Genomic DNA, 13,061 nt, shown 5'->3' on the forward strand with positions numbered 1-13,061 from the left:
AAAAAACGCCGCTGACGCGCTCGGGCTTTCATGGTCAGGGCGAAGGCGGCCAGCTCACCGGCGCGTTCATCCAGCTCAATACCGTAAAGGTTGTGTGTCAGAATCTTTTCCGGGATTTCGGACGGCTCGTAGCCTTCTTCTTCATAAATGGCGTAGAGCAGATCGAAAGCATAGGTCAGCATATGGCCGGAGCCGCAGGCTGGGTCGCAAACCTTAAGCTCTTCCGGGCCTTCGATTTTCAGAAAATCGGCCTCAGCCTCGTCCGGAGGAATGTAATACTCCATCTGATCCACCAAGCTGAATTTGGTCTGTTAAGCATCCACAAGCGGCCGAGCGAGTTATCCACCAGGTATCGCACAATCCAGTGCGGCGTGAAAAGCTGGGTGGCGGCGGGGATATTGGCCGGTTTGATTTTCTGATTCTTCTTCAGCGCCTCGAATACTTGATCCTTTTTCTCGGATATATAGAACTGGTACAACCAGCCAATTACCTCAACATCCTCACAGGCAACCGGCGTCATGGCCTCGCGGGTGTAGGCCAGAATTGAGTTGCCGGAGAGCAGGTCATCCGGCATTAGCAGCTCGGTGTAGTCGTCGATACGCTCGAACAGGAACGGCATGGCGCTGTACCAATAGTTACAGGCGGCTACGACCAGTAAGCGATAGGCTTCCCCTTGGGGATCCTGGCTGGGCATTTTGCCATCGAGCAGGGCGAAGACCCGTTTTCGGGTATTTTCCACGACCATCTCTTCATCGATATGGCCCATCTTGGCATCCGCCAGGATCTCGGGCTGAAACTGCCCCTCGGCGGGCGAGACCACGCCAATGCGGTTATATCGGTTCACGTCCATAAACCGCAGGGCTACGAGCCGGTTGAACCAGATATAAGCCACCCGCTCGACAACCTGCTCTTTACCCTGCTCGGCTATCGCCTCTTCCAGCTTTTTGATGGCCAATGGGCTTTCCCGCCGAGCGGGGCTTTCTTCGGCCAATACCAGCTTTAGCTTGGCGCCGACCTGTTCAATCAGGCTGCGGCGGGCGAACTGGGCGAATTTTCTGAGTTTTGCGGTTTCCATCGATTCGTGCCTTGGTTTTGGTCGTGACCGAGCGATATACGCTGACGCATAAATGAGCGTATATATTTACGCTGAGCGCATAAATTAACGCGCGCGCTTGTAAATAGCCCCTTTACGCTCGCCTATTTGTTCGATTTCTCCCCTTTTCTTCAATCTGGCCAACAACTTGTAGGCTTGATCCGGACTGATATGGCACAGTTCAACCACGTCAGCACGTTTGATGCTGCCGTGCGTATCAATAAAGCTCATGACCATCTGCTCTTGCTGGATAGGATCAAATCCTGCCTGGCGCACATAGGCGGCCTTTTGCCCCGCCCCCTGATATACCTTGGCGCTCAGGGTGTAGGTGCGGCCCTTGCCAGTGCCGTGGGCTTCCACCATGCCGGCTTCCACCAGTTTCTCCAGGGTGCCCCGAACCACGGTTTCGGGCTTTTGCACGGATTTGGCTAAGTCCGCCGTTCTTAAGCGCCGCTCATTACGCAGCCGGGACAGGATAATCAGGCTGTCAATGGGCATGGCGGCGCCTGCCTGTTCCTCGCGCTCGACGATCATGCGCAGGAATTCGGCGTCCGCGTCCGCTGCGCTCATGCGTACGGAGACGGTGTGAGCGGACGACATGGAGTAGTCGGGGGCGGTACGCCCGTAGCGGAGCATGCCCTCGAAGATCCGGTCGATGCCCCGGCCCGTGCGTTCGGCCAGGCCGATGCGCTTGATGATGTCGGCCAGCAATGGGTTACGGGAGCGTGGGTCGGCTACCAGCAGGTTGTCCAGGTTGACGCCTTCCACAAATCCACCCGGGTTGCTGATGCTCAGGCCGTCGTCGTCCAGTTTGACGTGCACGGCGCCCAGGGCACTGTAATCGCGGTGAACCAGGGCGTTTACGAAGGCTTCCCGGAAGGCCCTGCGGTCAAAGTTGGGGATGGGCACGCGAAACAGCCCGACCTGAATCTCTTCTTCCTCCACCCGGGCTCGGAATAGCACCTCGACCTCTTCAAAGGTCTCCAGCAGCGGCTTGCGGTAGAACTCATTAACCAGCACATCGGTACCGCGCAGCACCTGGAAGGCAACCTCATGGGAGGGTAGGTGTTGCCGGAGCTGCATTTCGTTGCCCAGCAGCAACAGGCCTGCAACCGTGGGGCGGCGCATGCCTCCCACGCTCACGGTCAGCCCCAGGGCGCCGTCCAGCTCATCGTCCGCCAGGGGCATCAGGCTCTGGTCGCCGCCGTATTTCTTGATGGCGTTGCGGATTCGGATGCGCTGAATCGGGTCCAGATCTTCAACCGCCAGGTTTTCCACCGGCAAGGCCGAGGGGTCCGTTACCCCCAGGCTGGACTGGCGCTGAACAAACTCATGGGGGTAGAAGGGGACGGCCTCCGGAGTACCGTCCATTCTCAGACGCCGACGTTGCAGCAGACCATCCGAGGTGGAGACCAGCTGCCGGGATTTGGGCACCTGTATTCTGGCGATGGGTTGCCCTTCCAGTTCCAGAGCCTCAACGCGCACAGCCAGTGACGGAATGGTCTTGTTGGCAATCAGAGCGGGCAGGCCAGCGAGATTGCGGTGATTGGCATGCAGCCCTGTCGGGGTGCCATCGTCTTCAACGCCTAGGAACAGGTCGCCGCCCTCGGTGTTGGCGAGGGCCACCACGGCAGCCACCAGATCCCGATCCGGCAGGCTTTTGACGTCGCTCTTGAATTCGATGGCAAGGCTTTCACCGCCGCGAATGAGCGCCTGGATTTCCTGTTCGGCTTCGTGCATGGCTATCCCCTGGTTCGACCGATTCGACGGGTCGGCACGCTTAGATCTGAACCTTGCGGCCTTGCTGGACTTCAACCAGCAGGGCCTCGCGCAGGGCATTCAGGTACCGGTCCACATCCCCCTCGTCGGCCAACCAGGCCTTGTCGAACGCGACACGGAGATTGCGGGTGTGAACGTAGTCGGCTGCCGATTCCTTGACCTTATGAGGCCCCCCGTCATTCTGGTCTTCACTCTGGCCGCCTGGGGGCTGATCGGGGTCGGCTGCCGGTGCTGATTTCTGATTGGCCAGCGCCACCATTTTGCCCAGCAGCTTCTGGTAGCCCTCTTCTTCAAAGTACCGGGTCCGGTCCTTGATCACGGCAATCAGGCGCTCCTGTGCGATGTAATCGATCAGATCCCGGAACGGTTTATTGAGCTCATCCTGGCGCGGCTCCGGCAGGGACTGATATTCGTCCATGCTTTGCATGCGTTCCTGCATGGTCTTCAGGGAGGTTTCTGCCTGAGCTCGGGTTTGCTGCACTTTCTCGTCGATGTGCTCCTGCAGGCTATCCAGCTGGCCCTTGAGCTGCTGAATGCGATTTCCTTTGTAGCAGTTGGGGTCGTTCAGGATGGTGCGGATCTGCTCGATCTCGTCCCCGGGCATATAGATGAAGTTGGGCTCCTGACTCTGCAGGAAGGACCGAGCCTGGTTGTAGATGTCTTTTTGTGAGCCGCCCATGAACTTGCGGATGGGGTCGATGACATCCTCTTTCAGGTCCAGCAGCTGGTCTTCCTGCTTGCCCAATTCCGTCAGGTGCCAGGTGTAGGGCTTTCCGGCGACTTCTTTCAGCGTCTCCAGGGCAGGTTTCAAGGCATTGAGAAACGGGTACTGGTCGACTTGCGCTATCCGCCGATCCAGGTCGTGGTACATGTCCTGGAAGGCTTCGCCGGCCTCTTTACCCAGGGCTTTGGCTTCGCTGCTGCGGGGTGGGCTGTCGAAGAAGTCCTCGTAGAACGACTTGAGGGCTCGGACCTGAGAGGCGGTGAACTCAATCTGTGGTTCCAGCACCACGTTGCCGTGGCCGTGAGTGTTACGCAGGGCGCGCTCCAGCTCGCTGTCCTCCAGGATGTTCCCGTCGAGACGAACCTCCACCTTGCCACGGGCACACAGGTTGGCCACGGTGCAGAGAATCGCGGCGTAATACCAGCCGTAGGGTTTGCGCTCGAATTTCTCCAGCAGGCTCTTCAAGGTGGTACGGACACCGCCCCGGTTGTTGCTCTGAATGAACGCCAGCACTTCCTGCTCGGATTCCGCCAGGGCCGTGGCGTCGTTACCGAACAGACCATCGTCTGTACGGTTAAGGCAATTGCTGATGTCGTTTTCCGTGTAGGAAACGCCGCGCAACATGCGGAGGTTGGGGTAAGCCCGTGAAATCAGCTCATGGAAGCCCCGAATAATGCGGGTCTGGGGGTCCTCATTCGCCACTTCCACATCGGCGCCGCCAATGAGCAACTTGGACTTGCCAATGAGGGTCTGAACCTGCTGCCGGAGCCTGGCCTCACGCTCACGGTTCTGGAAGCCTTTATCATTCAAGATCCGCTTGACGGCTTCCTGCTGGGTAACAGAGATATTCTGTTTGATGTACTTCTCGGTGCGCTTGAACATGAGCAGATCGCGCACCAGGCGCTCGTCCGACGGCATGAGCACGAACAGCTCGTCCGCCTTGTAGGTTGAGGCTGTACGGAGCATTTGCTCGTTGTCAGTATGCTCGTGGAACGGGCTAATGACATTGATCGAGAGTTCGTATTCACGCCCATGCAGACGATCATCCAGTTTGCGTGAATAGGAGTAGTCCTGCCCCTGATTTTGGGAGGAGCCGGCGTCATAGCGGATCTTGCGCTGCTTGATGACGTAGTCGAAAACGATCTTTTCCAGCTCGTCCGCGACGTCCGATGACTCGACCTCTGTGTTCTTGATTTCCTGCTCGACGTCCTTTTCCTCGTCCGTCAGGTACTCGTATTGATCCCCATTGCGCTGAATGTAGGTCTGCTGCTCCAGAAGGCTCAGGCTTCCTCCACCTTAGCGCGAAGCGCCGGCAGGTCCTGATCGAAGGCGTCGAGCATCAGCACACAGAGGTTGCGCACCGTGGGCTTGAATTCTTTGACGTATTTGACCAGGAACAGGGCCTTCAGCAGCCGGATGGCGAAGGCATTGTCGAGCTGCTTCTCGGCCTGAATAATCGCCCGCTGTATTTGTGATTTCAGTGCAGAGCGGATGCCCTCGAACATCAGGTCAAAGGTGGCCAACTGGCCTACCTCGTGATTACCGATGTGGATGGCGACCTGCTGGAAGACGCCCAGCATTGAGCGCTCACCGACGGAGCTGTGCTTACCTTCGAAGGCGTTGTGCTGCGACAAGTTCTGAATCGCCGATTGAAACAGCGCGAACTGGTAGGGGACGAAGGGGTAGCTGTGGATGAAATGGTCCCTGTCCCGGAAGTTCCGGTAGGTGGCCGACCCATCCGCGAAGTCGAAGAGCGTTTTGAAGTTGTTCGTCTGTGCGTGGTAGACGTCCGAGAGCTGATTGACGCCTTCTTCAGTCTTGGTCAGCAGGCGCTTCTGGATGACCTCCGCCACGTCCGCGCTGGACAGCTTCATGCGGTTATTGAACCGAGCCTGAATTTTCGAGAAGTCGTTGCCTTGCTGCTTGCCCATTTCGCCCACCACGTTTTTCATTTCTTCCTGGGCGGTGACGATAATCCAGGCCCGGCCCCGACACTTGGTGGCGAGGCTCTCGGCAATGGTTTGCAGGTTGGTCATCAGCTTGGTGTTGTCGGCAATGTACTGACCAACCTCGTCCACAAAGAAGTTCAGGCGGAACTCTTTGTGGCCACCCTCCTTTGCCTGCTTCTCGATATAGGCATTCACATTGTCCGCGAAGTCTTCAATTGAAACGCGGTATTCACTGCGGTACTTGTCGAGGATGCCCGCTGCCGACTGCGGGTCACCGCTGGTCACTGCGGCGTAGGCTTTGGCGATATTCGGGCCTTCCAGAAGGGCTTGCTCCCGGCCTTTCTGCCAGGGGCGGCCGGCGATGGACTCGTACTCGGCTTTGAACTGTTTGTACAGGCCACGGCCGTCCAGATCGCGCTCAAACTGGGCGATGTGCCCTTGTTTGCCGTAGTAGCCGCACATTTCGTCAAAGACTTTAACGAACACGGCCAGAAGCGCATCGATCTGGGTTTTGCTGATGACATCGGCTTTCTGGTCGATGTTGAACAGAATGCTCTTCGCCGGAATTGAGACAGCTCGCTTCAGGTCGCCCCGGAGGATTTCATTTTCGCTGCACTTGGGGAGGAACAGATCCAGGGTTGAGGCCCCATCCATTTCCCGGTTTTCCAGCAGAAGGGCCAGCATCTTGAGCAGGTGGGACTTACCGGACCCGAAGAAGCCGGACACCCATACCCCGTTCGCCCCTTCATAGTTGTTGTAGGCGTCCAGGAACTCTTCGAGGCGCTTCTCGACTTCGTTGGTCAGTACGTATTCTTCAATTTCGAGGCGAAGACTGGCTTCATCGTCGGCTTTGATAACGCCTTCAATGGGGCGGTCAACGGGCTTTAGAAAAATGTTCTTCAATGTCATAGCACTTTCCCTTAATGATTACGCCTCGAATCGTGTTGTCCGCTCAGGCTTCGTAATGAAAGATATTGAACGCACGGTAGTACTTGTCGTCATGTAGCCTGCCGAACAGATCCAGCGATGCTCCGGTTTCCAGCGAGTGGGTATAGGAGCCCGGGAAGAACATCACCGTTGGCTGGTCTTTGGCGGTGCTCTGCAAGTTGTTGAGCACGTTATGGGAGCGTATGTAGGGGAAGACCTCGCCCACCCCTGAGAGAAACAGCACGTCAAACTCAACGGACTGGAGTTTTGCCGCAATAGCGGGCACCAAATGGGCTTCCGGGTCCAGCACTCCCTGTAATAGTTCTTTCAGTTGATCCTTTGAGACCGTGGGCTCGAGCTCCAACACCTGCCACCAGATGTCTCTTTCTTTCAAAATATCGACGGCCAGGTCGTACAGATTGATACTCAGGATCCGGATGCCCGCCTGCTCCAGCCGGTTAACCAACTGCCGCTGAAGACGCTCCATCTCGACCGCTTCTTCAGGCCGGTAGGGGCAGATGAAGAAAGGCACTTCATTACCCAGTCCCTGTTTGTTCAGGAACCGCTGGCCGGAAACCACGCTGAACAGGTGCTGTAGTCGCTCCTGCATCGGCATTTTGGCAATGTCCTTTCTCAAGCTGACATCCCCCTGATATCGGATTCATAGACTGGGAAGTAGAAAAACTCGTCAGGATTGTTCTGACGCAGCAACTCAACCAGCCTGGGGCTTAGCAGTATTGCGTTGATGGTTTTGTCTTTAGCTAACAACCCTGCCTCCCGCAGCATTCTGAACAGGACCTGTCGCAATTTATCGCGCGTTGAGGCGCTGGCATTATCCAGTTCGTCATGCCATTCCGATTTACGGTTATAGAAGGCATCGAAATCCTCAAAACTGAGATCCAGCTTCATCGCGACAAACCGTTCGTGTAGCACTTCCACCGCAAAGTCTGCGATAAAGCGGTACAGGCGGCACACCGCAACCCAGAGGAGGTGCGCCTGATCCTGGTGGTTTGCCTCGGCCAGGAAAGTGAGTTCGCTTTCGCCCAACGTCTTCAGGCGAGCAACCGCCTCTCTACAGGTGCGCTTTGCCGTGCTTTCCGTTCTGGCCTGTAGCAGGTTGTCATGCAGCGCTTGAGCACGCACCTCATCCCAGTCACGGAGCGACAGGTACAGCTCGGCCAGCTTCACCGATTCGCGGTGATACAGGCTGCCGGACGTGAAGGAGATGCGATACCTGCCTCGGGTCATTCGGAACGCTCACCCTTGCTCGTCTCAGCGGCTCCACCGCCCTTGACCCACTCATCTACTTCGACTTTTTTGAACTTCCAAAATCGCCCCATGCGGTGGGCGGGCATTGCGTGCTTGTCGATCCAGCGGTACACGGTGTCATTGCTGACACCGAGGTGCTTGCCTATTTCGTCTACGGATAACCAGCGATCTTCCATCTCGGCCATGTTTTCGCTTCCTATGGGCGATGGTGTTGCCACCCCGTTTGAGGCGGCACGGCCTCTTGGGTGGAGCTACCCTAATCCAATTCGACTGGTCAATATATAGGGGTACCAATAGGCTTTCAATTGATTTGACCCGGATAGGTAGGCAAGGATAGGCATTCGTAGTGGCAAGCAATTATGGCTGTTAACTTGATGGCTCTTCGCGTCCCGCAACGGAAAGGGGCCGACTACTGACGGCCGGCACCTTCCCGATTGCGGATGGCCCCCCTATCTCAGCTCAGGGCACCAGCACGATCTTGGTTGGCCTTGGCTCATGCACGGCCTAACCGATCAGGTCCATGCCCTGGCCCACAGTCGTCTGCCCCAACTACCGACGTCACAACGTCTCGGCTGGTTGACCGGCGCTACGCTTCTGGCCTGGGCAAGCTGGATCGGCGGCACTGCAACGGGGCCCTGGCCGGTAACGAGCTGACTACACACTGGCCGCTACTGGGCGAAGTCATGCCCTTCGCTCTGCCTGCCTTGTTCCTGGTGCTGGTAGCACCGCGATTTACCACCCGACGCTGGTCGCTGGCGCTGGGCAGCACCATTGCGATCGCTGCATTGCTCACAGTGGATGGATTGACCCACGTCGCGATTCCCCTGGCCGCAGCCCGCGGGGCCCTGTGCTATTACCTGGTGAGATTCGATGTGACAGCACAAGGAAAACAGAATGGATAGTGGACTCTGGCTGGCTGTTCTGGCCTCGGCGACAGGCACCCCACTGCTGCGTTTGCTACCGTTGTTGTGGATGCGACGCCGGCTTGATCGAGCCGACGACTTCGACGCTATGCCTCAGTGGCTTGGTATTCTTGGTCCTTTGATGATTGCTGCTTTACTCGGTGTTTCGCTGGTCTCGACAGAGGTTAACGCCATTTCCTGGCTTGCCACGACAATCGGCGTGCTCGTGACGCTATATGCCTGGTGGCGGCTGCGCTCATTAGGCTGGCCAGTAATGGCGGGGGTAGTCGTTTATGGAGTGGTCTTAATCCTGGCAAGATCAGTGATATAAGATCCTGCGACATACTTATTGAATAAAAAGACTTTTCAGCGTTCGGACCATCCCTGATAAGAATTCACGCGCATGGTGCTGCAAGACCCTGGCTAGAAAGCGGCATTATCCCTGCGCGTAGCGCTTTACCAGCCGGCGCAGTCGTCAGAAAAAGGCGATCAGCTCCGGCACGATGAGCCCGAGACCAATACCAATCAGCACGACGGAGGCCAACCGGCGCATGATTGGCGGCGTCAGCGGCGGCGGGAAACGCCGCCCCAGCCAGGTCGCCAAGGCGATCACGGGAATGGCCCAGGCAGTCAGTATGAATATCTCCGCATCCAGCTGCCCTTGGATCCCGATGAACAGCGTGCGAGTGATGGCGGTACAGGCAAAGAACATGATCAGCATGCTGCGAATGCTGATCAAAGAGAGCGGCTGACGATAGCATTGATAGATCAGCGGCGGCCCTGCAACGCCGAACAACCCACCAAAAAGCCCTGACAAGACGCCTGCCAACAGAAAGCTCAACCGGGAAGACGGCTCTTCCTTACGACTAGGGCGCATTGCCAAGCTGGCCCCACCGTAGATGATGACGGCGCCCAGCAACAGGCTCAGTAGGCTGGACGCGCTGGCACTCATGTAGCCGAGTAGCCACACCCCCGCACAAATAGCCGGTACGATACCGGCAATCGCCGCCCAGGCTACCGGCCAGTGCACATGCTTGAGCTTGCCGAATAAGGCAACGGCACTGTTGACCAGGGTCATCAAGCTGACCACCGCTGCAACCGTCGCAACCGAGACGATATCCAAGCCGCTGATCACCCCAATTACGATCATGCCCAAACCAAAGCCGGTCACCGTCTGAAAGTAACCGGCCAGCGCTGTCACCGCCAGAAATGGCAGCAGAACTTCGAGGGTCACGACCGCGCCTGTCTTGCGTTACTCATTGTTCTATCCCTTGCGCTTGTATTTCTCACTCCTGGACCACGGCTTGAGCCTGAACTGCGGTAACGGCGATCACATGATAGACGTCGTCGGCGCTGCAACCGCGCGAAAGGTCGTTGGCGGGCTTGGCAAGGCCCTGCAGCATGGGTCCAATGGCCTTGGCCCCACCGATGCGCTCCGCCAGCTTGTAACCGATGTTGCCGGCCTCGAGATCCGGGAAGATCAGCACGTTGGCTTCGCCCTTGACCCGGGAATCCGGCAGCTTGCGGCTTGCGATCTCCGGCACGATGGCAGCGTCGAGCTGTATGTCTTCGTCGATGGCGAGCTCCGGACGGTCCGCCTTTACTTGGCGCGCCGCTTCCACCACTTTGTCCACCGCTGCATGCTTGGCGCTGCCATTGGTGGAAAAGGACAGCATGGCCACCTTTGGCTCTTCGCCAAGCAACGCGCGAGCGCTATCCGCCGCTGCCTTGGCGATTTCTGCAAGCTCTTCGGCCTTAGGATCGATGACAAGACCACAGTCGGAGAAGATCATGCCGCCCTGTCGAGGATGGTGGGCTTCTTCCATCACCATCAGAAAGAAACTCGAGACCAGTTTGGCTCCGGGCTTGACCCCAACAACCTGAATGGCACTGCGCACCACATCCGCCGTGGTATGCACGCGCCGGCAACGGAGCCGTCCGCGTGGCCGAGATGCACCATCAGATCCGCAAAGACCAGCGGCTTTTGCACTTCGTGCTCAGCGCGCTCGTGGGTCATGCCCTTCTTGTGACGCAACTGATACAGCGCATCGACCAGAGACGATGTCAGCGAAGACTCGGCCGGGTCGATCAGGGTGATGTCATCAAGCGACAGATTGTTGTCGGCCGCCGTCGCCTCAATCCCTGCGCGCTCACCGACCAGACTGATATCAGCGATACCATCCTGAGCAGCGCGAACCGCCGCTTCCAATACCCGCGGATCGTCGCCTTCGCAAAGAACGATACGTTTACGTGCCTTTCTAGCACGCTCCATGATGTTATCGAGTACCTGCATGAGTGGCATCTCCTGATGGCAGAATTGATTCGCAAGGCTCATTAAACACGACAACGCCCCCGGTCAGACAATCCTGGCTGTCTGACCGGGGGCGAAAGCCCTACTTATCTAAAAAACTTAGACGTAGTCCTGATACTTCTCCAGCATCCGCACTGGCTTCTTCAGGGCATCACGACGGAACGGGTCGCCTAGCTCACGAGTACACATGATCTCGACGATGCAGGTCTTGCCTTCGTTCATCTGCATGTCCACCGCTTTTTGGAGGGCCGGGCCCACGTCTTCGAGCTTGTCGACGACCATACCTTCGGCACCCATGGCACGACCGATCTCGGCGAAGCTCTCGTTATCCAGCTCACCGGCAACAAAGCGACGGCCGTAGAAGTCCACCTGGTTCTTCTTCTCAGCGCCCCACTGACGGTTATGGAACACGATGGCAGTGACCGGGATGTTATGACGTACGCAGGTCATGGTTTCCATCAAGCTCATGCCCCAGGCGCCATCGCCGCAGTAAGACACGGCAGGACGTTCCGGCGCAGCTACCTTCGCTCCGATCATTGTCGGGAAGGCGTAACCGCAGTTGCCGAAGCTCATCGGTGCAAAGAAGCTGCGGGGCTTCTCGAAGCGCAGATAGCTGTTGGCCACGGAGTTGATGTTGCCGATGTCCGTGGAGACCATGACGTCTTTCGGCATGGCTTTTTCAAGCTCGCGCAGCACCTGACGCGGGTGCAGGTATTCACCGCCGGAGAAGGGCTTCTCCTGCTTGTTTTCTTCAATGACGTCCAGGCTGTAATCGTCACGCTCGTGGGTCCACTCGGTGAGCTCTTTCTCCCAAGCGTCCTGCTCGCTCTTGATGGTATTGGCGCGATCGTCCTTGTTGCTGTCACAGGCCAGATCACGACCCTGCAGACGCTCGGTCAGAGCAACAGCAGCAGCTTTGGCATCGCCGCAAATGCCGACGGAGATCTTCTTGACCAATCCGAGCATCTTGTGGTCCGCATCGATCTGGATGATCTTGGCGTTAGTCGGCCAGTAGTCCATGCCGTGCTGGGGCAAGGTGCCAAACGGCCCAAGACGCGTACCCAAAGCGACGACCACGTCCGCCTGTGCCATTAGCTTCATCGAGGCCTTGGAGCCCTGATAGCCCAACGGACCACACCATAGCGGATGGCTGGCGGGGAAGGAGTCGTTGTGCAGATAGCTGTTGACGACTGGCGCGTTGAGACGCTCTGCCAATGCCTTGCACTCTTCCACACCGTCTGCCATGACCACGCCGCCACCGGAAATAATTACCGGGAACTGGGCCTTGGCCAACAAATCTGCCGCTTCGTCCAGGCTCTTGGCGCCACCGGGTCCACGATCCAGACGCATCGGACGGGGAATCTCGACTTCGATTTCGCCGTAGAAGTAATCCCGTGGAATGTTGAGCTGGGTCGGCCCCATTTCGGACATGGCACGGTCGAAGCAGCGACCGGTAAATTCCGCCATACGCGCCGGGTGGGTGACATGACCCTGATACTTGGTGAACTCCTGGAACATCGGCAGCTGATTACATTCCTGGAAGCCGCCCAGGCCAATGCCCATGGTACCGGTTTCCGGCGTGATGATGACGACCGGGGTGTGGGCCCAGAAGGCTGCTGCGATGGCGGTCACGCTGTTGGAGACGCCTGGGCCGTTCTGACCAATCAGCACGCCGTGGCGGCCGGAAGCACGAGCATAGCCATCGGCCATGTGGCCGGAGCCTTGCTCGTGCACCACTGGAATCAGACGAATGCCCGCCGGAGCGAAGATGTCCATGGCATCCATGAAGGCCGAGCCCATGATGCCAAACATATCAGTCACGCCGTTGGCGACCAGGGTTTCGACGAAAGCTTCAGACGGGGTCATCTTCTGCTTGCCTTGAACAACCTGGCGGTTGTCAGTGTTGTCTTGGGTGCTCATGGAAAACCCTCCGGAGTGAGCGTTTGCTTTATTCGGTACGTTTTATTCCAATTTCTGGAACTGATGCTGAATCTAGACATTCTAGCAGCCAGCGTCAATACAAATTCCAGAAAATGGTATGCTTTCTATCAAATTCAGGAATTACCATACTTCTGTTCTATTCATCACCTCCGTCGAGACCGTCATT

The 13,061-nt window shown here is 57.5% G+C and carries 9 protein-coding genes and 3 pseudogenes; 2 read left to right on the plus strand and 10 right to left on the minus strand.

Annotated elements, in window-relative coordinates; all coding sequences use genetic code 11:
* From CH74_RS19335 to CH74_RS04360, 7 genes and pseudogenes are all read right to left on the minus strand, one after another.
* Window positions 1-284: DNA methyltransferase (locus tag CH74_RS19335; protein WP_253272939.1), on the minus strand; the 284-nt coding region annotated here is incomplete at its 3' end.
* Window positions 239-1,075: a BREX-1 system adenine-specific DNA-methyltransferase PglX gene (locus tag CH74_RS04335; RefSeq protein ID WP_253272940.1), complete on the minus strand. Its 837-nt coding sequence runs from the start codon at window positions 1,073-1,075 to the stop codon at window positions 239-241. The genes CH74_RS19335 and CH74_RS04335, both read right to left, overlap by 46 nt.
* An 84-nt stretch (window positions 1,076-1,159) precedes the next feature.
* On the minus strand, window positions 1,160-2,833 hold the full coding sequence (locus CH74_RS04340) for an ATP-binding protein (RefSeq protein WP_048306247.1): 1,674 nt from the start codon (window positions 2,831-2,833) through the stop codon (window positions 1,160-1,162).
* A 40-nt stretch (window positions 2,834-2,873) separates the two neighbouring features.
* Window positions 2,874-6,454, minus strand: a pseudogene (brxC, locus tag CH74_RS19965) (BREX system P-loop protein BrxC).
* A gap of 43 nt (window positions 6,455-6,497) precedes the next feature.
* Window positions 6,498-7,088 (minus strand): DUF1788 domain-containing protein, encoded by a 591-nt coding sequence (locus tag CH74_RS04350; protein ID WP_048306248.1) that lies wholly within the window; start codon window positions 7,086-7,088, stop codon window positions 6,498-6,500.
* Window positions 7,089-7,105: 17 nt separating this feature from the next.
* Complete coding sequence (locus tag CH74_RS04355; protein ID WP_048306249.1) at window positions 7,106-7,720, minus strand: DUF1819 family protein; 615 nt, start codon at window positions 7,718-7,720, stop codon at window positions 7,106-7,108.
* Window positions 7,717-7,926 (minus strand): helix-turn-helix domain-containing protein, encoded by a 210-nt coding sequence (locus CH74_RS04360; protein WP_008174223.1) that lies wholly within the window; start codon window positions 7,924-7,926, stop codon window positions 7,717-7,719. Before CH74_RS04360 ends, CH74_RS04355 begins: the two co-directional genes overlap by 4 nt.
* A gap of 298 nt (window positions 7,927-8,224) precedes the next feature.
* Between CH74_RS04360 and CH74_RS04365 the strand changes: the two are divergent.
* Both CH74_RS04365 and CH74_RS04370 read left to right on the plus strand, forming a co-directional pair.
* A pseudogene (locus CH74_RS04365) lies at window positions 8,225-8,643 on the plus strand (branched-chain amino acid ABC transporter permease); the annotation flags it as partial.
* Entirely contained in the window at window positions 8,636-8,974 is a 339-nt protein-coding gene (locus CH74_RS04370; protein ID WP_048306250.1) for an AzlD domain-containing protein, read from the plus strand. The pseudogene CH74_RS04365 and the gene CH74_RS04370, both read left to right, overlap by 8 nt.
* A 144-nt stretch (window positions 8,975-9,118) precedes the next feature.
* Here the strand turns inward: CH74_RS04370 and CH74_RS04375 are convergent, their stop codons facing one another.
* From CH74_RS04375 to xsc, 3 genes and pseudogenes are all read right to left on the minus strand, one after another.
* The gene (locus CH74_RS04375) at window positions 9,119-9,877 is read right to left on the minus strand and encodes a sulfite exporter TauE/SafE family protein (protein ID WP_048306251.1); all 759 of its coding nucleotides are present in this window, start codon (window positions 9,875-9,877) and stop codon (window positions 9,119-9,121) included.
* Between the two features lie 52 nt (window positions 9,878-9,929).
* A pseudogene (gene pta / locus CH74_RS04380) lies at window positions 9,930-10,978 on the minus strand (phosphate acetyltransferase).
* Window positions 10,979-11,053: 75 nt separating this feature from the next.
* On the minus strand, window positions 11,054-12,874 hold the full coding sequence (gene xsc / locus CH74_RS04385; RefSeq protein WP_048306252.1) for a sulfoacetaldehyde acetyltransferase: 1,821 nt from the start codon (window positions 12,872-12,874) through the stop codon (window positions 11,054-11,056).
* Between the last annotated feature and the right edge of the window lie 187 nt (window positions 12,875-13,061).

Origin of the sequence: Halomonas sp. PR-M31, from assembly GCF_001039575.1 — a bacterium.
Taxonomy (GTDB): domain Bacteria; phylum Pseudomonadota; class Gammaproteobacteria; order Pseudomonadales; family Halomonadaceae; genus Modicisalibacter.

Bases quoted from the DNA above. Each gene is read 5' to 3' on its own strand.
- CH74_RS04335 (WP_253272940.1), bottom strand. From the start codon at position 1,075: ATGGAAACCGCAAAACTCAGAAAATTCGCCCAGTTCGCCCGCCGCAGC.
- CH74_RS04340 (WP_048306247.1), bottom strand. From the start codon at position 2,833: ATGCACGAAGCCGAACAGGAAATCCAGGCGCTCATTCGCGGCGGTGAA.
- CH74_RS04350 (WP_048306248.1), bottom strand. From the start codon at position 7,088: ATGCCGATGCAGGAGCGACTACAGCACCTGTTCAGCGTGGTTTCCGGC.
- CH74_RS04355 (WP_048306249.1), bottom strand. From the start codon at position 7,720: ATGACCCGAGGCAGGTATCGCATCTCCTTCACGTCCGGCAGCCTGTAT.
- CH74_RS04360 (WP_008174223.1), bottom strand. From the start codon at position 7,926: ATGGCCGAGATGGAAGATCGCTGGTTATCCGTAGACGAAATAGGCAAG.
- CH74_RS04370 (WP_048306250.1), top strand. From the start codon at position 8,636: ATGGATAGTGGACTCTGGCTGGCTGTTCTGGCCTCGGCGACAGGCACC.
- xsc (WP_048306252.1), bottom strand. From the start codon at position 12,874: ATGAGCACCCAAGACAACACTGACAACCGCCAGGTTGTTCAAGGCAAG.